We start from the raw sequence: 24356 nt of genomic DNA, 5'->3' as shown, positions 1-24356 counted from the left end.
GATTATAGCGCGGTTCGCGATCGCTCACCACCCAGCCTCCGAGGCGCGCCCGGGATTCGTGCATGGCTTCCCTATAATTCCGGCGTTCCGGCCTCTACGGCCGCCCTCATCTTCGCAGCGCCCCGCGCCTTCGCTTTGCCAGTTCCCGCCGCCGACACCTCCCCCACCGCCACCGTGCTGGACCTGATTGCCGGCGACATGGTCGAAGTCGACCGTGTGATCGCCCTGCGCCTGAACACCGGCGTGCCGCTGGTCAGCCAGGTTTCGCAATACATCATCTCGGCCGGCGGCAAGCGACTGCGGCCGGCGCTGTTGCTGCTCATGGCAGGCGCGCTCGGCTACACGGGCGAACAGCGCTTCAACCTGGCGGCCGTGGTGGAGTTCATCCACACGGCCACTTTGCTGCACGACGACGTGGTCGACGAATCGACCCTGCGCCGCGGCCGCGCCACCGCCAACGAATCCTTCGGCAACCCCGCCAGCGTGCTCGTGGGCGATTTCCTGTATTCGCGCGCCTTCCAGATGATGTTGGATGCAAACAACATGCGCATCATGCAGATCCTGGCCGAAGCGACCAACGTGATCGCGGAAGGCGAAGTGCTGCAGCTGATGAACATGCACGACGCCTCGCTGGACGAAGCGGCATACCTGCGCGTGATCCGCTCCAAGACCGCCAAGCTCTTCGAGGCAAGCACCCGGCTGGCAGCGGTGCTGGCCGGCACCACACCCGAAGTCGAAGAAGCCTGCGCCACCTACGGACAGGCGCTAGGCACCGCCTTCCAGGTGATCGACGACGTGCTCGATTACGCAGGCGACGCTCAGGAAACCGGGAAGAACGTCGGTGACGACCTGCGCGAAGGCAAGACCACCCTGCCGCTGATCTTCGCCATGCAGCGCGGCACGCCCGAGCAGAGCGCCTTGGTGCGCGCCGCCATCGAGGCCGGCGACACCACACAGCTGGGGAAAATCGTCGAGATCGTTCGCGAAACCGGCGCCCTGGAAGCCTCGCGCGCAGCCGCCGCCGCAGAGGCTGAACGCGCAATTCATGCATTGCGCGACCTTCCGTCGAATTTGCACGCTTCAGGTTTGCTACAATTAGCGGCTCAGTTGCTTGAGCGACGTGCCTGAACACCTCACCAGAGTTGGCCTCTAGGACGATTTCATTTTTGCAACCAATCGGGGTGTAGCTTAGCCTGGTAGAGCGCTACGTTCGGGACGTAGAGGCCGGAGGTTCGAATCCTCTCACCCCGACCAGTTTTTCTCGACTGGTCCATTCAATGTCAGCTCCTGTTGCTGTGTAACGATTTACAGCACAGGCGTGTTCAGCGATGATCGTGAAGCACTTTTTCACATCTTTTGCATTCGCTGAATGGCCGCTGCCGAAATTCCCGTTAAAGAAACTACGCAGATCGCCCTTCCCGGCTTGGCGCGCGCCCTGGTGTCCGCCGGCAAGCTTGCGGCGAAATCCGCCGAAGAGATCTACCAGAAGTCGCTGAGCGGGCGCACCAGTTTCATCGCCGAACTGACCGGTACGGGCGCCGTCTCGGCTGCAGACCTCGCCCATACCCTGTCAAGCGCCTTCGGCGCCCCGTTGCTCGACCTCGATGCCATCGATCACCAGCGCCTGCCCAAGGACCTGCTCGACCCAAAGCTCTGCCATGCATATCGCATCGTCGTTCTCAGCAAGCGCAACAACCGCCTGATCGTCGCCACGGCCGACCCCTCGGACCAGCAGGCTGCAGAGAAGATCAAGTTCGCGTCGCAAATGGGCGTGGACTGGGTCATCGCGGAGTACGACAAGCTCTCGCGCATGATCGAGGCTGCCGCGGCGAGTGCGGCTGAAACGATCAACAGCATCGTCGGCACCGAATTCGAGTTCGACGATGTCACGGCTGACACCTCGGGCGACGCCAACGAGCAGGCCATCGCCGAAGTCGAAGACGCCCCCGTGGTGCGCTTCCTGCACAAGATGCTGCTCGACGCGGTGAGCATGCGGGCCTCGGACATTCACTTCGAGCCCTACGAACACCATTACCGGGTGCGTTTCCGGGTCGACGGCGAACTGCGCGAAATCGCCAGCCCGCCCACGGTCATCAAGGACAAGCTGGCCTCGCGCATCAAGGTCATTTCCCGGCTCGACATCTCGGAAAAGCGCGTGCCTCAGGACGGCCGCATGAAGCTCAAGATCGGCCCCGACCGCGTGATCGACTTCCGCGTGAGCACGCTGCCCACGCTGTTCGGCGAAAAAATCGTCGTGCGTATCCTGGACCCGAGCAGCGCCCGCATGGGCATCGACGCCCTGGGCTACGACGCCGACGAGAAAGAACGCCTCCTGCACGCCATTGGCCGCCCCTACGGCATGGTGCTGGTGACCGGCCCCACGGGCTCGGGCAAGACCGTGTCGCTGTACACCTGCCTGAACCTGCTCAACCAGCCGGGCGTCAACATCGCGACGGCGGAAGACCCGTCGGAAATCAACCTGCCCGGCGTCAACCAGGTCAATGTCAACGAGAAAGCGGGCCTCACGTTCGCGGCCGCGCTGCGCGCGTTCCTGCGGCAGGATCCCGACATCATCATGGTCGGCGAAATCCGCGACCTCGAAACTGCCGACATCTCGATCAAGGCGGCACAGACCGGTCACCTGGTGCTGTCGACGCTGCACACCAACGACGCGCCGACCACGCTGACACGCATGCGCAACATGGGCATCGCGCCGTTCAACATCGCGTCGAGCGTGATCCTGATCACCGCGCAACGCCTTGCGCGTCGGCTGTGCATGCTGTGCCGAGCGCCGATCGACATTCCACGCGACGCCTTGCTCGAGGCCGGCTTCAAAGAGGAAGACATCAACGGCACCTGGAAACCCTATCGCCCGGTCGGCTGCGCCGCCTGCAGCGGCGGCTACAAGGGCCGGGTCGGCATCTATCAGGTGATGCCGATTTCCGAAGCCATCCAGGAAATCATCCTGCGCGATGGCAGTGCGCTGGACATCGCGAACCAATCCGAAGCCGAAGGCGTGCGCTCGCTGCGCCAGTCGGGCCTTCGCAAAGTCATGCAGGGTCTCACTTCGCTCGAAGAAGTCGTGGCCTGCACCAACCTATAACGAACACACTGAACCGGAGATCGAATGGCAACAGTGGCATCCTCCCGCTCCCAGGTCACGCACAAGGAATTCGTCTTCGAATGGGAAGGCAAGGACCGCAACGGCAAGCTGGTGCGCGGCGAACTCCGGGCCGCCGGGGAGAACCAGGTGCAGGCGGCGCTGCGCCGGCAGGGCGTGCTGGCGTCCAAGATCAAGAAGCGCCGCATGCGCTCGGGCAAGTCGATCAAGCCCAAGGACATCGCGATCTTCACGCGCCAGCTCGCGACCATGATGAAGGCAGGCGTACCGCTGCTTCAGTCCTTCGACATCGTCGGCCGCGGCAATGCCAACCCCAGCGTGGCCAAGCTGCTGAACGACATCCGCAGCGACGTCGAAACCGGCACCTCGTTGTCGGCGGCCTTTCGCAAGTTTCCGAAGTACTTCGACAACCTGTATTGCAACCTCGTGGAAGCCGGTGAGGCGGCCGGTATTCTGGAAGACCTGCTCGACCGCCTGGCCACCTACATGGAGAAGACCGAGGCGATCAAGTCGAAGATCAAGTCGGCGCTGATGTACCCGACTTCGGTGGTCGTCGTGGCCTTCATCGTGGTGGCGATCATCATGATCTTCGTGATCCCCGCGTTCAAGCAGGTGTTCAGCTCGTTCGGCGCCGACCTGCCTGCGCCGACGCTGATCGTGATGGCGATCAGTGAATTCTTCGTGTCTTACTGGTGGCTGATCTTCGGCGTGCTCGGTGGCGGCATCTACTTCTTCCTCCAGGCCTGGAAGCGCAACGAGCGCGTCCAGAAGGTCATGGACCGCCTGCTGCTGCGCCTTCCCATCTTCGGCACGCTGATCGAAAAATCCTGCGTGGCCCGCTGGACCCGCACGCTCGCCACCATGTTTGCTGCCGGCGTGCCACTGGTCGAAGCGCTCGACTCCGTGGGCGGTGCATCGGGAAATTCGGTCTACGGCGATGCCACTGCCAAGATCCAGCAGGAAGTCTCGACCGGCACCAGCCTGACGACGGCCATGACCAACGTCAATCTGTTCCCCTCGATGGTGATCCAGATGACCGCCATCGGCGAGGAATCGGGCTCCATCGATCACATGCTGGGCAAGGCCGCGGACTTCTACGAATCCGAAGTCGACGACATGGTCGCCGGACTCTCCAGCCTGATGGAGCCGATCATCATCGTGTTCCTCGGCGTCATCATCGGTGGCATCGTGGTGTCGATGTACCTGCCCATCTTCAAGCTCGGCCAGGTCGTCTGATGCTGGTGTCGCAGGGGTTCGACACCGCATTGGCCGGTGTGTTGGGGCTGTTGGTCGGCAGCTTCCTCAACGTGGTGATCTACCGCACGCCGGTCATGATGTACCGGGGCTGGCTGAGCGATGCGGTCGCCAATCTCATGTCGTCGAAGGACATGCCTTCGCTGTGGTCGCTGGTCTTCGGCCCGAAGTCGGTGCCGCCCGCAGGCCTCGAAGCGGCCGCCGACAAGGCGGCCGAAGCCCTCGGGAAGCTGCCGCCGTTCGATCTTTCGCGCCCTGCTTCGCGCTGCGGCGCCTGTGGCCACCAGATCCGCTGGTACCAGAACATCCCCGTGCTGAGCTACCTGCTGCTGCGTGGCCGATGCGCCAGCTGCAGGACCTCGATCAGCCCGCGCTATCCCCTCGTCGAGTTGATCACCGGCGGGCTGTTCGCCCTGTGCGCGCATCGCTTCGGCATCACCCCGGCAGGCGCGCTCTGGGCGGCCTTCGGCGCGGTGCTGATCTGCCAGTTCCTCATCGACTTCGACACGCAGTTTCTGCCCGATTCGCTGAACTACCCGCTGCTCTGGCTGGGCCTCGTCGGCGCGGCCATGGGCTGGACGGGCATCGCCCTGAACGCTGCCGTCTGGGGCGCTGTGTTCGGCTATCTCAGCCTGTGGCTTGTGTACCATGGCTACCGCCTGGCCACAGGCAAGGAAGGCATGGGACATGGGGACTTCAAACTGCTCGCGGCATTGGGCGCCTGGCTCGGCGCCGACTACCTCATCGCGATCATCCTCGTGTCTTCGGTGGTGGGCGCCGTGATCGGCCTCGCGCTGCGCTTTGCCGGCAAGCTGGCCCACAAGGACATCCCCATCGCCTTCGGCCCTTTTCTGGCCGGTGCCGGCCTGATCTGCCTCGTGGCCGGTCCTGCCGTCGTGAAGCAGTGGATTCCCTTCGCCTTCCCTTTCGGGGCCTTGGCCCTCTGACAACGACAACAGCATGGCGGTGAAGCGCATCGGCCTGACCGGCGGCATCGGCAGCGGCAAGAGCACGGTCGCGTCGCTGCTGATGGCCGAAGGGGCGGTGCTGGTCGACACCGACGCCATTGCACGCAGCATCGCGCAGGCCGGCGGTGTTGCGATGCCGGCCCTCGAAGCCGCGTTCGGTCCCACGGTCATTGCGACCGATGGCAGCCTCGACCGGGCCGCCATGCGCCAGCTGGTGTTCGCCGATGCGGGCGCCAAGGCTCGCCTCGAAGCCATCCTGCATCCGCTGATCGGCGCCGAGACCCAACGCCAGGCCGCCGCGGCCGGCGAGGATGCCATCGTCGTGTTCGACGTGCCCCTGCTGGTCGAATCCGGTCGCTGGCGCGCCCTCGTCGACCGCGTGCTGGTGGTCGATGCCCGCGAAGAAACTCAGCTGCAGCGTGTGGTCGCGCGCTCGGGCTGGACACCTGAAGCCGTGCGTGCCGTGATCGCCCAGCAGGCCTCGCGCAAGGCACGCCGGGCCGCCGCCGACGCCGTGATTTACAACGAGTCGTTGACGCTCGCGGAACTAGGCACCGAGGTGCGGGGTCTCTGGAAGCTGTGGGCCACGGCCACCACGCGATAATCCGAGGCCAGCCGCCCCGGCGGCTCTATAACGATTACGACAAAAAGGCGCTCGCCATTGCAGTGCCCTCCCCGAGATGCTTTTCAACTCGTATCCCTTCATTTTTGTCTATTTCCCGCTGGTCCTGATCGGGTTCTTCCTGATCGGCAAGCGCAACACCCGCGCCGCCGCCGGCTTTCTCGGACTGGCCTCGCTGTTCTTCTATGGCTGGTGGAGCGTGCAGGCCCTGCCGCTGCTGCTGGGTTCCATCTGCGTCAACTACTGGTTCGGCCTGCAGCTGACACCCGCGCCGGGCCGCAACGACCGCAAGCGCAAGACGCTGCTGATCACCGCGCTGGTGATCAACCTGGGCGTGCTCGCCGTCTTCAAGTACACCAACTTCTTCCTCGAAAACGTCGATGCCGGGTTGGTCGCGGCGGGCTTCACGCCGATCGAGCTGGTGCACATCGTGCTGCCGATCGGCATCTCGTTCTATACCTTCACGCAGATCGCCTTCCTGGTCGACTGCTGGCAGGGCAAGGTGCACGAACGCAGCTTCATCCACTACATGCTGTTCGTCACCTACTTCCCGCACCTGATCGCGGGCCCGGTGCTGCACCACGCGCAGATGATGCCGCAGTTCGCGAACCCCGCGACCTACCGCGTGGACACGAACAAGGTCGCCATCGGCATCGCGATCTTCGTCTTCGGCCTGGCCAAGAAACTGCTGATCGCCGACCCGATGGGGCAGTATGCCGACCTGATGTTCAACGGCGTTCACAAGGGCATCGAGCCCACGCTGTACACGGCATGGTTCGGTGCGCTGGCCTACACGCTGCAGATCTACTTCGACTTCTCGGGCTACTCTGACATGGCCGTGGGTCTCTCGATGTGCCTGGGCGTGCAGCTGCCGCTCAACTTCCGCTCACCCTACAAGTCGACCAACATCATCGAGTTCTGGCGCCGCTGGCACATCTCGCTGTCGACCTTCCTGCGCGACTACCTCTACGTGCCGCTGGGCGGCAACCGCAAGGGCCCGGCGCGGCGCTATCTGAACCTGTTCCTCACGATGCTGCTGGGCGGCCTGTGGCACGGCGCGGCCTGGACCTATGTGGTCTGGGGTGCGATGCACGGCGTGTTCCTGATGATCAACCACCTCTGGAACGCCAAGATCCGCCGCAACGCGACCCCAGGCCGTATCGCGCGCGTGCTGGGCTGGCTGCTGACCTTCCTGTGCGTGGTGGTGGCCTGGATCGTCTTCCGTGCCGACGGCATGAACACGGCCATGTCCATCTACAAGGGCATGCTGGGCATGCACGGCGCGCCGGCGTCGGCGTTCAGCGAGTTCGGCAAGGTGCCGTTCCGCAAGCCCGAGTTCTTCCAGCTCATGCTGGTGGCGATCGTCATCTGCCTGACGCTGCCGCCGACCATCACGCTGGAGCGCTGGATCCCCCATCCGAAGTCGATGGCCGGCCGTCCGGTGATGGCGCGCCTGTCGACCGTGGTGCTCGCCATCGGCACCTTCGCACTGTTCGCGTGGTGTGTTTCGAAGCTGGGCGGCTACAGCCCCTTCCTCTATTTCCAATTCTGATTCGACATGACGACGACGCCCGCGAAAGTCTGGCTGCGCTTCTTCCTCATCGGCTACTTCGTCCTGATGGCCCTGTGGATCATTTCGCTCACCAGCCCGGTCCCCTACGGCGACCTCACGCGCATCGGACGCCTGTCCGAACGCGAGTTCGGCTGGCGCGACCCGCCGCCCAAGGTCGACCCGGTCTACCTTGCCAGCACGCCGATCGAACAGGCGGACGTGATGGTCGTCGGCGACAGCTTCTCCATGACGCACCGCTGGCAGTCCGTGCTCGCCAAGGCCGGCTACCGGGTCTCGACCTCGTACTGGGGCCAGTACGGCGAGTCGCTGTGCGGCGACTTCAGCCAGTGGGTCCACGACTCCGGCTTCAAGGGCAAGCTGGTCATTCTCGAAAGCGTGGAGCGCCTGCTGGACATGCGCATGCGCTACAGCGAGCGCTGCAAGGACGGCAAGACCATCTTCCCCTACAGCGCCAAGGCCGAGCCCCTCATCGAGCCCGACGAGACCGTGCCGACCTTCTCGCCCAACTGGGAAGTGCAGTACATGACCGGTGTCGTGACCTACTACCACACGTGGAAGGCCAAGAGCTCGCCGGTAGACACCTATTTCGATCGTGACACCTGGGTAAGGAAAGTCCCCGACGGTTGCAAATTCTTCTCGCATCGCCAGTGCGACCGGATGCCCTTCTTCCAAGAAGACGAGGACAATGGCCCGTTGACCCTCGACACGCTGGCGCGAATGAAGAACTTCACCGGTGCGCACAGCACCATCCCGATCATGTGGATGGTGGTGCCCAACAAGACCACGGTCTACATCAAGCCCGACTTCTCGAAGGACTTCGAGAACGGCATGCGCGACGCGAAGCTCGGCCCCGACCTTTACGCCTTCACCCGCGAAAAGCACACGCAGATCCGCGACTTCTACTTCTCGAACGACACGCACATGTCCATGCACGGACAGCTCGCACTCGGCGAGCGCATGCTGGCCGCCGTGCGCGAAGTGATGCCCACACCCCCTTCCAAATCGCCCTGAAGTTATGATTCCGCGACAGGAAACCGACAAATACGCGTGATCCTCTACGAGTACCCCTTCAACGAGCGCATCCGCACGTACCTGAGGCTGGAGCATCTGTTCCGCCGCCTCGGGGAACTGGTGCCCTCCGAATCGCCGCTTTCGCACCACTACGCCCTGGTCACCATTTTCGAGATCATGGATGTGGCGGCGCGCGCCGACCTCAAGGCCGACGTGCTGCGCGACCTCGACAAGCACAAGAACGTCTTCAACAGCTACCGGGGCAATCCGGCCATCGCCGAGACGGTGCTGAACCAGGTGGTCGACCAGCTCGAACGCAACTTCAGCGCGCTCAACGGCGTGGCCGGCAAGGCGGGACAGGCACTCACCGAGAACGAGTGGCTCATGAGCATCCGCAGCCGCGCCGGCATTCCGGGTGGCACCTGCGAGTTCGACCTGCCCGCCTACTACGCGTGGCAGCACCGCGCGCCGGCCAGCCGCCGCGCCGACCTGGAGCGCTGGTCGAACACGCTGTCGCCGCTGGCCTCGTCGATCTACCTGCTGCTCAAGCTGCTGCGCGACGCCGACGTGCCCTACAAGGTGATCGCCACCCACGGGCAGTTCCAGCAGAACCTGCCGCAGGGACGCAGCTTCCAGCTGCTGCGCCTGCGCATCGATCCCAAGCTGGGCCTGGTCCCGGAAATCAGTGGCAACCGCCTGATGGTCTCCGTGCGGCTCATGCGACATGAAGCCGACGACCGCCTGCACGCGAGCACGCAAGACACCCCCTTCGAACTGACGCTTTGCGCATGAGGTCCGGTGTGAGCAAGAAGAAAGAAGACGAGCGCGTCGTCCGCTGCCCGAGCTGCGGCGGCGACAGCATCTACGCCGAGCGCAACCCGTTCCGGCCGTTCTGCAGCGCACGCTGCAAGGGCATCGACTTCGGCGCCTGGGCCAGCGAAGAATTCAGGATGCCAGCAGAAGCACCGCCCGACGAAGAGCCTTTCGGCGATCCGAAACTGACCCAGTAGCTCCGGTTCCCGGCACCGCAGCGCGAGGCTGCAGGTCGCGGTCAGTTGGCCGTCGCGGGTTGCCCGCCCTCTTCCAGGAACACCTTGTCCAGGTAGGTCGCGAACTGCCGCGTGAACGCGGGCCGCAGGTGGCCGTGGTCCTTGTAGGCCGGCGCACCGTCGGGCATCGTGCGCGGGCACTGGCCGTCCTTGCACAGGGCGCCCAGCACGTCGATCGCCTCCGCGCCGCTGGCGGCGGCGATCTGCAACAACCGCTGGTTGAGCTTCACCTGGTCGGCGAGCACCGGCGCGGTCGGTGAGTTGCCCACCACCGACAGCGTGCGCAGGCGGCTGCCCTCGATCATGCGGCGGGGTTCAAAGTCGTCGCCCAGCGCGTTGTCCAGCAGCAGATAGACCTTTTTCTTCTGCTTGACCAGCTCGGTCACCCACGCCTGAAGCGCCTGCAGCGAGGGCTCGATGCCTGCGCGGTCGCCGCGGGTCAGGGACAACGAAGCGCCGTTCTCGCGATAGACGTAGTCCAGCGGGAACTCGCCCGTGAAGTAGCAGTTCCAGCAGCTGCCGATCAGCACCGTGTCGATCTGCGGATCGCGCGCCATTGCCATCCACTGGTCGCGGGCCGGGCCGCAGCCGGGGTTCTGCTCGGCAAAGACGTTCGGAATGGCCGGGCACGCGCCATAAGTGAAGAAGTACGTGGTCGCCATGCGCTCGGGTGCGATGCGCGCCATCTCTGCGGCGCGCGGGCCGTATTCGATGACGTGGCTGTCGCCGATCAGCAGCACCTTTCGGGCGCCGTTGCCGACGCGGTTCACCGCGTAGGGACCGAAGTTTTCCGAGGAGAAGCCACTGTAGTAGTCGCCGTCCACCGTCGCGTCGGTCACCTTCTGCAGCAGCTCGCTGTTGTGGCGCGCCGGCAAACCATTCATCACGGCCACGCCGGCCACGGCCACGAACGCGCCCGTTCCCACCAGCGTGCGCAGCATGCCCACGCCGACGCGGGCGCGCGTGAAGCGCTCGATGAAGCGGTAGGTCAGCCAGGCCAGCAGCACGCTCGACACCACCATCGTCACGCGCGTGCCCACCGATGGCTCGATGCCGACGCCCTTGACGATGCGCGCATACACCAGCAGCGGCCAGTGCCACAGGTACAGCGGATAGCTGATCAGGCCGATCCACACCATCGCGCGGTTCGACAGGAAGTACTTGTTCAGCACACCCGTCGGGCCGGCCGCGATGCAGCTCACGGCGCCCAGCGTCGGCAGCAGCGCCCACCAGCCGGGGAAGGCCTTGTCGCTGCGGATCATCACGAGGCCCAGCACGATCAGGCCCACGCCCAGCACCGACTGCACATGGCTGCGCCAGACGTTCGGCACCGCAGGCTTCAGCCGCATGCAGGCGAGGATGCCGCCCACCATCAGCTCCCAGAAACGCGAAGCCGGCGAATAGAACGCCGCCGTGCGGAACGGATGGATCGTCGTCACGTTGATGAGGAACGACACCACCGCGAGCACCCACAGCACCCGCACGATCGGCCAGCGCCGGCGCCAGGCCAGCCCGAGCAGCAGCGGCCAGAAAATGTAGAACTGCTCCTCGATGCCCAGCGACCACAGGTGCAGCAGCGGCTTGGTCTCGGCGGCCGTGTCGAAGTAACCGGCCTCGCTCCAGAAGACGAAGTTGGCCACGAAGCCCACACCGCCCAGCGCCTGCTTGCCCAGCTCGACGAACTCCTTGTTCAGCAGCACGTACCAGCCGAAGGCGAGCACGCCCGCCAGCACCAGCATCAGCGCGGGAAAGATCCGGCGGATGCGACGCGCATAGAAATCGCGGTAGCTGAAGTCGCCGGCCGCGTGGCTCTGCATGATGATCGTCGTGATCAGGAAGCCCGAGATCACGAAGAAGATGTCGACGCCGATGAACCCGCCGGGCAGCAGTTTCGGAAACGCGTGGAAGATGACCACCGAGGCCACGGCCACGGCGCGCAGGCCGTCGATGTCGGCGCGGTACTTGGGATGCATATCTCTCAGTTCTCGACCACGGTCGTGCCGTGCGTCGTCAGGCGACGGTCGACACCGCCTCGGCAGCCGACGCGGGCAGCCCGCGTTCCTCGACCAGCCACGCCAGCACCGGCAGCGCGCCCGGCAACACCGGCGCCACGTCGAGCGGCAATTGCTGCCAGGCCATGGCCTGGCTTTCACGCATTTCGAATTCGCCGGTCCAGTCGGTCACCTTGCACCAGTGCAGGCGCACCAGCGCGTGCGGATAGTCGTGCTCCGTGACCTTCCAGACCTCGGCGCCACCGATGGTGATGCCCAGTTCTTCCTGCAGCTCGCGACGCAGGGCTTCCTCGACCGTTTCGCCGGCCTCGATCTTGCCGCCCGGAAACTCCCAGTAGCCCGCGTAGGCCTTGCCTTCGGGCCGGGTGGTGAGCAGCAGCGCATCGTCAGCCAGACGGATCAGCACGCCGACGGCCACTTCGGTGTGCTTGCGCGCCGATTGCGCAGCCTCGCTCACGCGCCGGCCCGCCCTGCGTAGTCGCGCGCGAACTGGTAGGCCACGCGGCCGCTGCGCGAGCCGCGCTCCAGCGCCCACACGAGCGCCTCGGGCCGTGCCGCCGCGATGGCGGCCTCATCGACACCGAACGACGAGAGCCACTGGCCCACGATCGTCAGGTATTCGCTCTGGGTGAAAGGGTAGAAGCTCACCCAGAGGCCAAAGCGCTCCGACAGCGAGATCTTCTCTTCGATCACCTCGCCCGGATGGACTTCGCCGTCCTCGGTGTGGGTGTACGAGAGGTTGTCCTTCATGTACTCGGGCAGCAGGTGGCGCCGGTTGCTGGTCGCGTAGATCAGCACGTTGGGCGTCGATGCGGCAATCGATCCGTCGAGGATCGACTTGAGCGCCTTGTAGCCCGGCTCACCCTCGTCGAAGCTCAGGTCGTCGCTGAAGACGATGAACTTCTCGGGGCGCTGCGACACCACCTCGACGATGTCGGGCAGGTCGGTCAGCTCGGCCTTGTCGACCTCGATCAGGCGCAGGCCCTGTGGCGCATAGGCCTGCAGGCAGGCGCGGATCAGCGACGACTTGCCCGTGCCGCGCGCGCCGGTCAGCAGCACGTTGTTGGCCGGCTTGCCTTCGACGAACTGGCGTGTGTTGCGCTCGATCTTTTCCTTCTGGACGTCGATTTCCTTCAACGAATCGAGCGCCATTGTGGCCACGTGCTTCACGGGCTCCAGCACGCCATGGCCCGAGCTGCGGCGGCGGTAGCGCCAGGCGATGGAAGCGCTCCAATCGGTCGGCGCGGCCAGCGGCTGAGGCAGGATCGATTCGATGCGGCCGATGAGCTGCTCGGCGCGTTCGATGAGCTTCTGGAACTGCTCGTTCATGACCGGTAGTCGGCGTTGATGGTCACGTACTCGTGGCTGAAGTCGCAGGTCCACACGGTTTCGGTGGCGGTGCCGCGGCCCAGGCCGATGCGCACGGTGATTTCGCTCTGCTTCATCACGCGCTGGCCGTCTACCTCGCGGTACGACGGATTGCGCCCGCCCTTCACCGCCACATGCACGTCGTCCAGGAACAGGTCGATGCCGGTCTGGTCGAGGTCGGCAATGCCGGCGTAGCCGACAGCCGCCAGGATGCGGCCCAGGTTCGGGTCGCTGGCAAAGAACGCGGTCTTGACCAGGGGCGAATGCGCCACGGCATAGGCCACCTGGCGGCACTCGGCCGTGTCCTTGCCGCCATCGACCTGGATGGTGATGAACTTGGTCGCGCCTTCGCCGTCGCGCACGATGGCCTGCGCCAGCAGGCGGGCCACGTCGCGCATCGCCGCCACGAGCGCCTGGCCGTCGGCCGAGTCGAGCGAGGTGATGGTCGCGTGCGCGGCCTTCTGCGTGGCGATGACCACGAACGAGTCGTTGGTCGAGGTGTCGCCGTCGATGGTCACGCGATTGAACGAAGCATCGGCCAGCTGTTTGGCCAGCGGCTGGATCAGCGACGGGTCGATCTTCGCGTCGGTCGCCATGAAGCCCAGCATGGTCGCCATGTTCGGGCGGATCATGCCGGCACCCTTGCTGATGCCGGTGATGGTCACCGTGGCGCCTCCGATCTTCACCTGCCGGCTGAACGCCTTGGGGATCGTGTCGGTGGTCATGATGCCTTCGGCGGCACGACCCCAGTTGCTTTCCGACGCATCGGCCAGCGCGGCCGGCAGGCCGGCTTCGATGCGGTCCACGGGCAGCGGCTCCATGATCACGCCGGTCGAGAACGGCAGGATCTGCTCGGGAGCCAGCTCCAGGTGGCGTGCCAGCGCAATGCAGGTGGAGCGCGTGCGCATCAGGCCGTCTTCGCCGGTGCCGGCGTTGGCATTGCCGGTATTGATGACCATCGCGCGGATGCCGTAGTTGACCGCCAGGTGGTCGCGGCAGACCTGCACCGGCGCGGCGCAGAAACGGTTCTGCGTGAACACGCCGCCGACCGCCGAACCTTCGTCGATCAGCACGACGGTCAGGTCCTTGCGGTTGGCCTTGCGCACGCCGGCTTCGGCCACGCCGATGCGGACGCCGGGCACCGCGAACAAGGCGGCGGGATCGGGAGCGGACAGGTTCACGGGCATGGGATTTCTCTCAATGAAAAGTGCGGGGCTTCAGCTGAGCTTGCCGTGGCACTGCTTGTACTTCTTGCCGCTGCCGCAGGGGCAGGGGTCGTTGCGGCCGACGCGCGCAAAGGCGGCGGCTTCGGCACTCAAGGCACCGGTGCCGACGGCCGCGAGGCGACGCTGGTTTTCGTCGTCGACGCGCACCTCGACCTCCCCGCTCTCGGTGGGCGCGGTGTAGGTGATGTTCGAGACGTTCTCGCCGCGGCTTTCCATTTCCTCGGCCGCCTGCTCGAGCTGTTCGCCCGACTGCACGCGCACCGTCATGAGCTGGCGCGTGACTTCGTTCTTCACCGAGTCGAGCAGCTGGCCGAAAAGCTCGAAGGCCTCGCGCTTGTATTCCTGCTTGGGTTGCTTTTGCGCATAGCCGCGCAGGTGGATGCCCTGGCGCAGGTAGTCAAGCGAAGCCAGGTGTTCGCGCCAGTGGGTGTCGATGCTCTGCAGCAGCACCATGCGCTCGAACTGGGTGAAGTTCTCCTGGCCGATCAGCGCGACCTTGGCCTCGAAGCTCTCGTTGGCGTAGGCCACGATCTTCTCGACCACTTCCTCGTCGGAGATGGCTTCCGAGGCCTCGACCATCTTCTTGAGCGGCATGTCGATGCCCCACTCGTTGAAGAGGCTCTTCTCGAGGCCGTCGAGGTCCCACTGCTCTTCGACCGATTCGCGCGGCACGTACTGGCGCGCGAGGTCGGTGAAGCAGCCTTCGCGCAGCGCAGCGATCTGCGCCGTGAGGTCGGCCGCATCGAGGATGTCGTTGCGCTGCTGGTAGATCACCTTGCGCTGGTCGTTCGACACGTCGTCGTACTCGAGCAGCTGCTTGCGGATGTCGAAGTTGCGCGCCTCGACCTTGCGCTGCGCGCTCTCGATGCTGCGCGTGACGATGCCGGCCTCGATGGCTTCGCCGTCGGGCATCTTAAGGCGGTCCATGATCGCCTTCACGCGGTCGCCCGCGAAGATGCGCATCAGCGGATCGTCCAGGCTCAGGTAGAAGCGCGACGAACCCGGGTCGCCCTGGCGGCCCGAACGGCCGCGCAGCTGGTTGTCGATGCGGCGCGATTCATGGCGTTCGGTGGCGATGATGCGCAGGCCGCCCAGCGACTTCACGAACTCGTGGTCCTTGGTCCACTCGGCACGCACGTGCGCGATGTCGGCCTGCTTGGTGGCCTCGTCGCGGCCTTCGTCGGCCTCGATCGCCTCGATCATCTTCTCGATGTTGCCACCCAGCACGATGTCGGTACCGCGGCCAGCCATGTTGGTCGCGATGGTGATCATCTTCGTGCGGCCGGCCTGCGCGACGATGTCGGCTTCGCGGGCGTGCTGCTTGGCGTTCAGCACCTGGTGCGGCAGACCCGCCTTCTCCAGCAGGGCATCGATGATTTCGGAGTTCTCGATCGACGAGGTGCCCACCAGCACCGGCTGGCCGCGCTCGTAGCACTCGCGGATGTCCTGGATGGCCGCCTCGTACTTCTCGCGCGTGGTCTTGTAGACGCGGTCGAGCTGGTCGTCGCGCTTGCTGATGCGGTTCGGCGGAATGATCGTGGTCTCCAGACCGTAGATTTCCTGGAACTCGTAGGCCTCGGTGTCGGCCGTGCCGGTCATGCCGGCCAGCTTGCCGTACAGGCGGAAGTAGTTCTGGAAGGTGATCGAGGCCAGCGTCTGGTTCTCGGCCTGGATCTCGACGCCCTCCTTGGCTTCGACGGCCTGGTGCAGGCCGTCGCTCCAGCGACGACCGCTCATGAGGCGGCCGGTGAATTCGTCGACGATGACCACTTCGCCCTGCTGCACCACGTAGTGCTGGTCGCGGTGGTACAGGTGGCGGGCACGCAGCGCAGCATTCAGGTGATGCATCAGCGTGATGTTGGCTGGGTCGTACAGCGACGCGCCTTCGGGAATCAGCTTCAGTTCGCCCAGGATGCGCTCGGCGTTCTCGTGGCCGTCTTCGGTCAGGAACACCTGGTGGGTTTTTTCGTCGACCGTGAAGTCGCCGGGCACCGTGACGCCCTCGCCCGTGCGCGGATCGGCTTCGCCTTCCTGCTTCTTGAGCAGCGGAACCACCTTGTTGATCGCCAGGTACAGGTCGGTGTGGTCTTCGGCCTGGCCGCTGATGATCAGCGGCGTGCGGGCCTCGTCGATCAGGATGGAGTCCACCTCGTCGACGATCGCGTAGTTCAGGCCGCGCTGCACCCGGTCGCCGGGCTCGTAGACCATGTTGTCGCGCAGGTAGTCGAAGCCGTACTCGTTGTTCGTGCCGTACGTGATGTCGCTGCCGTAGGCGGCCTGCTTTTCCTCGCGCGGCATCTGCGGCAGGTTGATGCCGACCGACAGGCCCAGGAAGTTGTACAGGCGGCCCATCCAGGTCGCGTCGCGGTTGGCCAGGTAGTCGTTCACCGTGACCACGTGCACGCCCTTGCCGGACAGCGCGTTCAGGTACACGGGCAGCGTGGCGGTCAGCGTCTTGCCTTCGCCCGTGCGCATTTCGGAGATCTTGCCGTTGTGCAGCGCCATGCCGCCGAGCAACTGGACGTCGAAGTGGCGCATCTTCATGACGCGCTTGGAGCCTTCGCGCACGGTGGCGAAGGCTTCGGGCAGCAGGTCGTCGAGCGTCTCGCCCTTGGCGATGCGGTCCTTGAATTCCTGCGTCTTGGCGCGCAGCGCGTCGTCGCTGAGCTTTTCGAACTCGGGTTCGAGCGCATTGATGCGCGTCACCGTCTTGCGATACTGCTTGAGGAGCCGGTCGTTGCGACTGCCGAAGATCTGGGTCAGGAAGTTGGTTGCCATGGGCGTGGAGAGGGGCGGGCACCTGACACGACAGGCACTGCGACCGGATTCCCTAAGATATGGTGAAAGCAGTTGGGCGCACCTTCTTCGAATGCAAGCTTGGCAAGTCTCGAAGTCGGATGGCCCCGTTCCGGAACAAACGCCGACGCAAGCGTCGGCAAACCGGGCATTTTAGCTGTCTTGTTTCTAACCCCTGGATTACCCATGTATCGCCGTCTCCCCCCCGCCATTTCACTGCACGAAGCTGCGGCAGGCGCCCCGACCCTGGGGAGCCTGATGGCGCGCGCGCGGGACACCGCAGAGCGGCTCAAAGCCATCGAAGGGTTGATTCCGCCGGCCATGCGCGCGGCCATCCAGCCAGGGCCGGCCGAGGGCGATGTGTGGTGCCTGCTGGTCAAGGGCAGCGCCGCGGCGGCCAAGCTGCGCCAGCTGTCGCCGATGCTGGTCACGCGCCTGAAGAACCGGGGCTGGGACGTCGCGACGATCCGCATCAAGGTGTACACGGGGCGCTGAGCCCCGGGACCGCACACCGCTTCAAGCGACCACGGCGCGATCGGGCCAGCTCGGATCGCTCGATGCGTCCGAGGTCAGCACCAGCATGACGTGCGCATCGGCCGCGATGGTCTCGGCCTCGCGCAGTTGCCGCACCGCCCCCAGTCCCGCCGCCGCCGCCAGTTCGGCGCTCACGCCGGCCGCGGTGAGCAGCCGCCGCGCCGCGCGGGCTTCGTCGTCGCCCACCACCACCGCGCCACCGCCGCTGGCCGTGGCGGCCTGCCATTGGAGGTAAGTGACCGTCGCGCCCGCGCTCGACAACTGCGCCGTGCGACCGGGATAGCTGCCGTTGAGCGCGCCGCCCTCGAGCACGCGCGACAGCCGCGGGAAGGGCTCGACCAGCCACATCCGCGGCAGGCGCGCGATGCGCCCCGCCGCCAGCAACTCGCAAAAGCCGGCGTAGATGCCCCAGGCCATGTCGCCCCGCCCTGTCGGCACCACGACGTGGTCGGGCAGGCCGCCGTCCTGCAGGCATTCTTCGGCGATGGCCTTGTAGCCCTCCACGCCCAGCGGCGCGTTGCCGAGCGCCGGCAGGCGGTAGTTGGTCAGCGCGAAATACCCCGGGTACTGCGAGCGCTCGCGCACGAAGCCCCAGCGGCCGGTGTTGTCTGCGAACACATAACGGCGTGCGCCCAGCGCATCGAGCTGGCGCGCATAGGTCGCGGGCATCGTCTCGTAGGTGGCCACCTCGCAGCCAAGCCCCGCAGCCCACGCGTAATGTGCCGCCGACACCGCCGTATTGCCCGACGATGCGAGCACCAGCGTGTGGGCGCCGGCGTCCAGCGCCTGCGCCACGCCCATCGCGGTCAGGCGGTCCTTCGGCGAGCCGGTCGGGTTGCGCGATTCGTCCTTGATGCTCAGGCGCGCCACGCCGAACTGCTGCGCCAGCGCGGGCATGTCGTGCTGCGGCGTGTTCCCCTCGCCGAGCGAAAAGCCCTGCACATACGGCATCGGCACCACGTCCGAACCGCCAGGCCGGTAGCTCGCGCGCAGTCCGACATGAAAGCCGGCCTGCCGGCAGGCCGGGCAGCCGTCGTTGGCGAGGGTGACCGGGTACAGCGTGTCACAGCGCAGGCACTGCAAACCCTGCAAGCGCGGATTGCGCTCCGGTGTGAACGAGCGGCCGAGCACCCCGGCCGGCCGGCCGGGCAGGAAGGTCTGCGCGGGGCTCTCCGGCGGTGCGGTGAACTTGAAGTCCAGAACGGGCGATGGGGTCACGGATCGTTGACTCGTTAATAAATGTGACGGAATCTTATTCAAAATCAATCAAAACACCGATACGGGAATTCATCCCCTTGCAGCGGATTTGAGTTTCTCTTCGCTTATCTCCATGTGAATTCGTGGTTCAGCCCGATCACCACGCCGCGCGCTCCCTGCGGGCCGGTGCGCGAGGTGCCGATGTCGAGGCTGATCAGCGGCGTCAGGCTGACGCGGCCGCCCACGCGCGACGTCCACACGCCCCCGGCGCGATGGCGCTCCGCGATCAGCGACACCGCGTCGTTCAGTGCCCACGCCACCGCCAGGCCGCCGCGCGGCGTGCGCGCGCCGGTGCCCAGCGCCCAGTCGGCACCGACGTTGGCGTGAAATTGCAGGCTCTCCGTGGGCCGCCAGGTGAGCGGCACGACCAGTTGGCCGCCCCAGCGACCGCCGCGCCGCACATCGGCCACCGCGCCCATCGACACGGCGGCGCTGAAAGGCGCATCGGCGGCCGTGCCGGCAAAGGCCCATTTGAGTTGCGGGCCGCCCGTGACCGCATGAACGCCCTGCGCCGAGAGCCGGTCGGCGTTCAGCCCCAGCTCGACCGGTCCGACCCGGCAGGCCGGCCCGACATGAAAGCCCGTCGCGACCGGCTCGGCGCCGCTGCGGCCCCACCAGGTTTCGTACTGGCACTGGCCCGGATCGAGCGTGCCGGCATCGTCGACATCGAAGTGGCCGGCGGCTTGCGCGCCGAGGCCCGGCAGCGCCGCACATGCGGCGAAGAGCAGGCGTGCGGCGCGATTGTTGTTCTTCATCTCGTGCGTCTCTCGAAGAGCCCTGGCTCATTCTAGGAAGCCGGAAAGTCCGCGCCATGACGCGACGCCGCCCGCACGTCACTCAGAACTCGAACTGCGGCTGCAGTTCGCGGATGCGCTTGATCGCCACGCCGGCCGCTGCCGTGCGCGTCTCGACGCCCAGCTTCACGTACACGCGCTCCAGGTGTTTCTTGGCCGTGGCCGGGCTGCTGCCGAGGATCTCGCCGATGTCCTTGTTCGTCTTGCCCTTGACGACCCAGTACAGCACCTCGGCCTCGCGCGCCGTGAGCTTCAGGCTCAGGCTCATGGCCTCGATCACGGCGGTGTCCGACACCTCGCGCATGACGATCATCCATTCGTCGCCGTCGTCGTCCTCGCCGGTCTGGCGGTGCAGCCGCAGGCTCAGGCTGCGCGCACCCTGCGCGATGGTCAGCGCGGGCGGCTCGATGCCGCGTGCGCGGGCCTCGGGCGCGTGCTGGCGCAACCAGTCGAGCACGGCCGGCGGCGTCTCGGGCGCCTGCGTTTCGCAGTAGCGCGCCAGCAGGTCGCGCGCCAGCGCCGTCTGCCAGATCAGCCGCCCCTCGGGCAGCCGCACCGTGATGCTCGCGTAGCCGAAAGCGTCGAGCGCGTTGCGCGCCTGCCCGGCCTGGTGCGCCTCCTGCCGCGCGCGGCGGGCGCCCTGCAGATGCACGTTCATGCGCGCCAGCACCTCCTTCGGCTTGATCGGCTTGGTGACGTAGTCGACCCCGCCCGCCTCTAGTGCGGCCACGAGGTGCTCGGTCTCGGTGAGGCCGGTCATGAACACGATGGGAATATGCGCGGTGGCCGCATCGGCCTTGAGCCGGCGCGCGACCTCGAAGCCGTCGATGCCCGGCATCATCGCGTCGAGCAGCACGATGTCGGGGCGCGCCTGCGCGGCGCGCTGCAGCGCCTGCTCGCCGTTCGTGGCGATGAGCACGGTGTAGCCCGATTCGTCGAGCGCGTCGTGCAGCACGGCGAGGTTGTCGGGCACGTCGTCGACGATCAGCACGAGGTCGCCGTGGACGCCCTGCTGCTCACGCAGCGTGCGGGCGAGCGGCGAAGTCAGCAGGGTCGGTGGTGACAGAAGGGTCATGCGGCGCCCTCGGCGGCTTCAGCCAGCGCGCGGCCCATGGCTTCGAACTGGAACTGGCGGGCCAGCGCGCGCTGGGCCTCGGTCCACGCGGCGCACTCGGGCTGCGCGGCGTCGATGTCGTCGAGCTGGTTCATGATGCCGCGAAAGTAGCCCAGGCCCACGGCCTCGTCGAGCGCACGCAGGCGCGCCAGCGATGGCGGCTGCATCGCGCGCGTCGCGGCCACGGCGGGCGCGGGCCGCGCGGCGGAGTCGGTCCATGTCAAGGCGAGCCGGCGCTCCAGCCAGTCGAGCAGTTCGCTGTGGCGCACGGGCTTGACGAAGAAGTCCTCGGGCGCAATGCCCACGTCGTTGTCCAGGCCCTTGTCGAAGGCATTGGCCGACACGATGGCCACCGACGCGTCGGCCAGCCCCAGCTTGCGCGCGCGGCGGATGGTCTCCCAGCCGTCGATGCCGGGCATTGCGAGGTCGACGAACATGGCGTCAGGCCGGTAGCCCGCGGCGATGAGATCCAGCGCGTCGTGCCCGCTGGCCGCGCTGCGCAGCTCGAAGCCCAGCGGCGCGAGCACATGGCCCAGCAGTTCGCGGTCGGCCTCCTCGTTGTCGACCACCAGCAGCCGCCGGCGCGCGCCCTCGTAGCCGCGCCGCGCGCGCGGCACCGGCGCAATGCGCGCACTGCCCGCCACCGCCTCGTGCAGGCGTGGCAGGAACAGCCGCACGCAGAACAGCGAGCCCTCGCCCGGCGTGCTGCGCACCTTCATCTCGCCGCCCATCAGGTCGGTCAGCATCTTCGCGATGGTCAGGCCCAGGCCCGCGCCCGGCGCCGACGACACCGCCGCGTGGCCGCGCGCAAAGGGCTCGAAGATGCGCTCGATGTCAGCGTCCGTCATGCCCGGCCCGGTGTCCTCGATCTCGATGGCGGCGAACTCCCGCGCGTACGAAATGCGCAAGGTCACCTGCCCCGCTGCCGTGAACTTGATCGCGTTGCCCAGCAGGTTGATGAGGATCTGGCTCACGCGTTTTTCGTCGGCGCGCACCACGTCCGGCAGCGTGCCGGCCGCCTCGAAGCGAAAGCGCAGGCCCTTCTCGGCCGCCTGCAGCTCGAACATGTCGGCCAGCTCGCGCATCGCGTCGGCAAAGCGCATGGGCCTCGCATCGAGTGTGAGCTTGCCGGCCTCGATGTGGGCGATGGCCAGCGTGCCCTCGATGAGCGACAGCAGGTGCTCGCCGCCGCGCTTGATGACGGCCACCGCCTGCTGGCGGTGCGGCGGCACCGAATGGTCTTCGCCCATCAGCTGCGCGTAGCCCAGGATGCTGTTGAGCGGCGTGCGCAGCTCGTGGCTGATGGCGCTGATGTAGCGGCTCTTGGCCTGGTTGGCGAGGTCCGCCGCGCGCCGCGCCTGGTCGGCCGCGCGCTTGGCGTGCTCGGCGATCTCGCGGGCTTCTTCGGCGCTCTGCTTGGCGTCCTGCAGTGCGCGGTCGGTCTCGCGGTGCAGGGCAATCTCGCGCACCAGCAGGTGGGTCTGCCGGTTCGACTCTTCCTGCGCCACCTTGCGGCTCTGGTGCGCCAGCACCAGCCACCACGCGACGATGCCCGCGATGACCAGCAGCGCCATGTAGGCCTTGAGAAAGCCCGAGCGCAATGAAGCCTGCTGCACGGCGGCCAGCGCCCCGGCCACGTCGGCCTGCGCCGCCAGCGCGAGCGCACCCTCGCTCAGGGCCCGCAGCTCCTGCTGGTAGAGCACGCCGAACACCACGGCCAGCAGCGGCACGATGACCAGCATCAGCAGCAGGAAGTGCCCGAGCCCCGTGTCGAGATAACGCCAGCTGCGGCGCGGCAGCAGCCAGCGCAGCACGGCGGACCACTGCGCCGACAGGCTCGCATGCGGCTTGCACAGGTCTCCGCAGCGCGCGTCGAGCGTGCAGCACAGCGAGCAGATCGCGCCCTGGTAGGCCGGGCAGTGCGCCATGTCGGGGCCTTCGTATTCGCGCTCGCAGATCACGCAGTGCTGCACCTTCAGGCGCTGGTAGCTGCCAGACGATTCGACCCGCGCCCAGCGCACGTCGCGCCCGCCCTCCGCCGGCGCGAACAGCACGGAGCCGCCGGCATCGGAGGTGCGCGCGAGGTAGTACTTGCCACCCGTGACCCACGCCAGCAGCGGCGACGCAACCAACGCCGTGCCCAGCGCGATCAGCGCCGAGAAGGCCTGCGCCAGCGGCCCGAACACACCCAGGTGCGCGGTGATCGACAGCACCGACGCCAGCGCCATCGCGCCCACGCCCACCGGGTTGATGTCCCACAGGTGCGCGCGCTTGAACTCGATGCCCGGCGGCGACAGCCCCAGTGGCTTGTTGATGACCAGGTCGGCCACCACGGCCATCATCCAGGCGATGGCGATGTTGGCGAAGAGGCCCAGCACGTCGCCCAGCGCCTCGAACACGTTCATCTCCATCAGCATGAAGGCGATGAGCGCGTTGAACACCACCCACACCACGCGCCCCGGATGGCTGTGCGCCACGCGCGAGAAGAAATTGCTCCAGGCCAGCGAGCCCGCGTACGCATTCGTCACGTTGATCTTCAGCTGCGAGACCACCACGAACAGCGCCGTGGCCGCCACCGCCCAGCCGTAGTTCGGGAACACGTACTCGTAGGCCGCCAGGTACATCTGGTTCGGATCGACGGCGCGCTCGACCGGCACCATGTGCGTGATCGCCAGGTAGGCCAGCAGCGCCCCGCCCAGCATTTTGACCACGCCCAGCACCACCCAGCCCGGCCCGCCCGCCAGCACGCCGGCCCACCAGCGGCGCGCCGAGCCCGCCGTGCGCGCCGGCATGAAGCGCAGGTAGTCGGCCTGCTCGCCCATCTGCGTGATGAGCGCGATGCCGACCGTCAGCGCAGCACCGAACAGGTGCAAATTGAATCCTTGTGCGCCCGACTTCGCCCCGCTGTAGTGCGTGATGCCCGCGAACGCACCAGGATCGCGCACGAGCACGAAGACAAAAGGCACCACCAGCATCAGCAGCCACAGCGGCTGTGTCCACAGCTGCAGCCGGCTGATCACGGACACCCCGTGCGTGACCAGCGGAATCACCACCAGCGCGCACACCAGGTAGCCCCACACCGGCGGAATGCCCAGCGCCAGCTCGAGCGCGTAGGCCATCACGGCCGCCTCGAGCGCGAAGAAGATGAAGGTGAAGCTCGCGTAGATCAGCGAGGTGAGCGTGGAGCCGATGTAGCCGAAGCCCGCGCCGCGCGTGAGCAGGTCCATGTCGACGCCGTAGCGCGCCGCGTACACGCTGATCGGCACCCCCGCCCCGAAGATGATGAGCCCCGTGACGAGGATCGCCCAGAAGGCGTTGGCAAAGCCGTATTGCACCAGCAGCGTGGCGCCGACCGCTTCCAGCACCAGGAACGAGGCCGCCCCGAACGCCGTGTTGGCCACCCGCCATTCGGACCATTTGCGAAAGCGCTGCGGCGTATAGCGCAGCGCGTAGTCCTCCAGCGTTTCGCTCGCGACCCAGCTGTTGTAGTCGCGCCGCACCTTGACGATGCGCTGGGGTGCGTCGTCGGTCAGGAGAGGTAGGTCGGCGGAATTCACACCCTTTCGGTGCAGCTTCCGTGCCACCGGGTACGGCATTTGGCGAACAGGGCACGACTGTTGCAAAGAGACCGGCTTGCCCATAATCACCGACCGCCAC

The 24356-nt window shown here is 66.4% G+C and carries 19 protein-coding genes and 1 tRNA gene; 11 read left to right on the top strand and 9 right to left on the bottom strand.

Annotated features, from left to right (window positions below; genetic code table 11):
* Window positions 1–135 precede the first annotated feature (135 nt).
* From ASD34_RS13605 to ASD34_RS13560, 10 genes are all read left to right on the top strand, one after another.
* Window positions 136–1128 (top strand): polyprenyl synthetase family protein, encoded by a 993-nt coding sequence (locus tag ASD34_RS13605; protein WP_056578232.1) that lies wholly within the window; start codon window positions 136–138, stop codon window positions 1126–1128.
* Between the two features lie 49 nt (window positions 1129–1177).
* Window positions 1178–1254 (top strand) — tRNA-Pro (locus tag ASD34_RS13600).
* A gap of 115 nt (window positions 1255–1369) precedes the next feature.
* Window positions 1370–3103: a type IV-A pilus assembly ATPase PilB gene (gene pilB, locus ASD34_RS13595; protein WP_056578230.1), complete on the top strand. Its 1734-nt coding sequence runs from the start codon at window positions 1370–1372 to the stop codon at window positions 3101–3103.
* 24 nt (window positions 3104–3127) lie between these two features.
* Window positions 3128–4357, top strand: coding sequence for a type II secretion system F family protein (locus ASD34_RS13590; RefSeq protein ID WP_056578228.1), 1230 nt, complete (start codon window positions 3128–3130; stop codon window positions 4355–4357).
* Window positions 4357–5322, top strand: coding sequence for a prepilin peptidase (locus ASD34_RS13585; protein WP_056578226.1), 966 nt, complete (start codon window positions 4357–4359; stop codon window positions 5320–5322). The genes ASD34_RS13590 and ASD34_RS13585 overlap by 1 nt, the downstream gene beginning before the upstream one ends.
* A gap of 13 nt (window positions 5323–5335) precedes the next feature.
* A complete protein-coding gene (gene coaE / locus ASD34_RS13580; protein ID WP_056578224.1) occupies window positions 5336–5947 on the top strand; it encodes a dephospho-CoA kinase in 612 nt (203 codons plus the stop codon).
* Between the two features lie 76 nt (window positions 5948–6023).
* Window positions 6024–7517 (top strand): MBOAT family O-acyltransferase, encoded by a 1494-nt coding sequence (locus ASD34_RS13575; RefSeq protein WP_056578222.1) that lies wholly within the window; start codon window positions 6024–6026, stop codon window positions 7515–7517.
* Window positions 7518–7523: 6 nt separating this feature from the next.
* Window positions 7524–8549 (top strand): hypothetical protein, encoded by a 1026-nt coding sequence (locus ASD34_RS13570; protein ID WP_056578220.1) that lies wholly within the window; start codon window positions 7524–7526, stop codon window positions 8547–8549.
* A 36-nt stretch (window positions 8550–8585) separates the two neighbouring features.
* A complete protein-coding gene (zapD, locus tag ASD34_RS13565; RefSeq protein ID WP_056578218.1) occupies window positions 8586–9341 on the top strand; it encodes a cell division protein ZapD in 756 nt (251 codons plus the stop codon).
* An 8-nt stretch (window positions 9342–9349) separates the two neighbouring features.
* Window positions 9350–9559 (top strand): DNA gyrase inhibitor YacG, encoded by a 210-nt coding sequence (locus ASD34_RS13560; RefSeq protein ID WP_414929875.1) that lies wholly within the window; start codon window positions 9350–9352, stop codon window positions 9557–9559.
* A 41-nt stretch (window positions 9560–9600) separates the two neighbouring features.
* Here the strand turns inward: ASD34_RS13560 and ASD34_RS13555 are convergent, their stop codons facing one another.
* From ASD34_RS13555 to secA, 5 genes are read right to left on the bottom strand one after another with little or no spacing between them, the layout of a single operon-like run.
* Window positions 9601–11571, bottom strand: a complete 1971-nt coding sequence (locus ASD34_RS13555) for an acyltransferase family protein (protein ID WP_056578214.1) — start codon at window positions 11569–11571, stop codon at window positions 9601–9603.
* 37 nt (window positions 11572–11608) lie between these two features.
* Entirely contained in the window at window positions 11609–12067 is a 459-nt protein-coding gene (locus ASD34_RS13550; RefSeq protein ID WP_056578212.1) for an NUDIX domain-containing protein, read from the bottom strand.
* Window positions 12064–12939, bottom strand: a complete 876-nt coding sequence (locus ASD34_RS13545) for an ATP-binding protein (protein WP_056578211.1) — start codon at window positions 12937–12939, stop codon at window positions 12064–12066. Before ASD34_RS13545 ends, ASD34_RS13550 begins: the two co-directional genes overlap by 4 nt.
* The gene (gene argJ / locus ASD34_RS13540; RefSeq protein WP_056578209.1) at window positions 12936–14165 is read right to left on the bottom strand and encodes a bifunctional glutamate N-acetyltransferase/amino-acid acetyltransferase ArgJ; all 1230 of its coding nucleotides are present in this window, start codon (window positions 14163–14165) and stop codon (window positions 12936–12938) included. Before argJ ends, ASD34_RS13545 begins: the two co-directional genes overlap by 4 nt.
* A gap of 30 nt (window positions 14166–14195) precedes the next feature.
* Window positions 14196–16982, bottom strand: coding sequence for a preprotein translocase subunit SecA (gene secA, locus ASD34_RS13535; protein ID WP_056578207.1), 2787 nt, complete (start codon window positions 16980–16982; stop codon window positions 14196–14198).
* Between the two features lie 204 nt (window positions 16983–17186).
* On the opposite strand from secA, the gene ASD34_RS13530 reads away from it, so the two are divergent.
* The gene (locus tag ASD34_RS13530; protein WP_056578205.1) at window positions 17187–17495 is read left to right on the top strand and encodes a DciA family protein; all 309 of its coding nucleotides are present in this window, start codon (window positions 17187–17189) and stop codon (window positions 17493–17495) included.
* 21 nt (window positions 17496–17516) lie between these two features.
* Here ASD34_RS13530 and ASD34_RS13525 read toward each other — a convergent pair whose 3' ends face one another.
* The 4 genes from ASD34_RS13525 to ASD34_RS13510 all read right to left on the bottom strand — a co-directional run bounded on the left by ASD34_RS13525 (window position 17517) and on the right by ASD34_RS13510 (window position 24271).
* Entirely contained in the window at window positions 17517–18752 is a 1236-nt protein-coding gene (locus ASD34_RS13525; protein ID WP_056578202.1) for a pyridoxal-phosphate dependent enzyme, read from the bottom strand.
* Between the two features lie 104 nt (window positions 18753–18856).
* Complete coding sequence (locus ASD34_RS13520; protein ID WP_235510065.1) at window positions 18857–19546, bottom strand: hypothetical protein; 690 nt, start codon at window positions 19544–19546, stop codon at window positions 18857–18859.
* A gap of 82 nt (window positions 19547–19628) precedes the next feature.
* Complete coding sequence (locus ASD34_RS13515) at window positions 19629–20660, bottom strand: response regulator transcription factor (RefSeq protein WP_235510064.1); 1032 nt, start codon at window positions 20658–20660, stop codon at window positions 19629–19631.
* The gene (locus tag ASD34_RS13510) at window positions 20657–24271 is read right to left on the bottom strand and encodes an ATP-binding protein (RefSeq protein WP_056582315.1); all 3615 of its coding nucleotides are present in this window, start codon (window positions 24269–24271) and stop codon (window positions 20657–20659) included. Before ASD34_RS13510 ends, ASD34_RS13515 begins: the two co-directional genes overlap by 4 nt.
* Between the last annotated feature and the right edge of the window lie 85 nt (window positions 24272–24356).

The sequence above is a fragment of the Variovorax sp. Root473 genome, from assembly GCF_001426505.1.
In the GTDB taxonomy this organism is placed as follows: Bacteria; Pseudomonadota; Gammaproteobacteria; order Burkholderiales; family Burkholderiaceae_C; genus Variovorax.
Note: the sequence above shows the minus strand (reverse complement) of the source record. Positions and strands in the feature narration are given on the sequence as shown.

Excerpts from the sequence above, each read along its gene's own strand:
- pilB (WP_056578230.1), top strand. The coding sequence starts at position 1,370 with ATGGCCGCTGCCGAAATTCCCGTTAAAGAAACTACGCAGATCGCCCTT.
- ASD34_RS13590 (WP_056578228.1), top strand. The coding sequence starts at position 3,128 with ATGGCAACAGTGGCATCCTCCCGCTCCCAGGTCACGCACAAGGAATTC.
- ASD34_RS13585 (WP_056578226.1), top strand. The coding sequence starts at position 4,357 with ATGCTGGTGTCGCAGGGGTTCGACACCGCATTGGCCGGTGTGTTGGGG.
- coaE (WP_056578224.1), top strand. The coding sequence starts at position 5,336 with ATGGCGGTGAAGCGCATCGGCCTGACCGGCGGCATCGGCAGCGGCAAG.
- ASD34_RS13575 (WP_056578222.1), top strand. The coding sequence starts at position 6,024 with ATGCTTTTCAACTCGTATCCCTTCATTTTTGTCTATTTCCCGCTGGTC.
- ASD34_RS13570 (WP_056578220.1), top strand. The coding sequence starts at position 7,524 with ATGACGACGACGCCCGCGAAAGTCTGGCTGCGCTTCTTCCTCATCGGC.
- ASD34_RS13555 (WP_056578214.1), bottom strand. The coding sequence starts at position 11,571 with ATGCATCCCAAGTACCGCGCCGACATCGACGGCCTGCGCGCCGTGGCC.
- ASD34_RS13545 (WP_056578211.1), bottom strand. The coding sequence starts at position 12,939 with ATGAACGAGCAGTTCCAGAAGCTCATCGAACGCGCCGAGCAGCTCATC.
- argJ (WP_056578209.1), bottom strand. The coding sequence starts at position 14,165 with ATGCCCGTGAACCTGTCCGCTCCCGATCCCGCCGCCTTGTTCGCGGTG.
- secA (WP_056578207.1), bottom strand. The coding sequence starts at position 16,982 with ATGGCAACCAACTTCCTGACCCAGATCTTCGGCAGTCGCAACGACCGG.
- ASD34_RS13530 (WP_056578205.1), top strand. The coding sequence starts at position 17,187 with ATGTATCGCCGTCTCCCCCCCGCCATTTCACTGCACGAAGCTGCGGCA.
- ASD34_RS13520 (WP_235510065.1), bottom strand. The coding sequence starts at position 19,546 with ATGAAGAACAACAATCGCGCCGCACGCCTGCTCTTCGCCGCATGTGCG.
- ASD34_RS13515 (WP_235510064.1), bottom strand. The coding sequence starts at position 20,660 with ATGACCCTTCTGTCACCACCGACCCTGCTGACTTCGCCGCTCGCCCGC.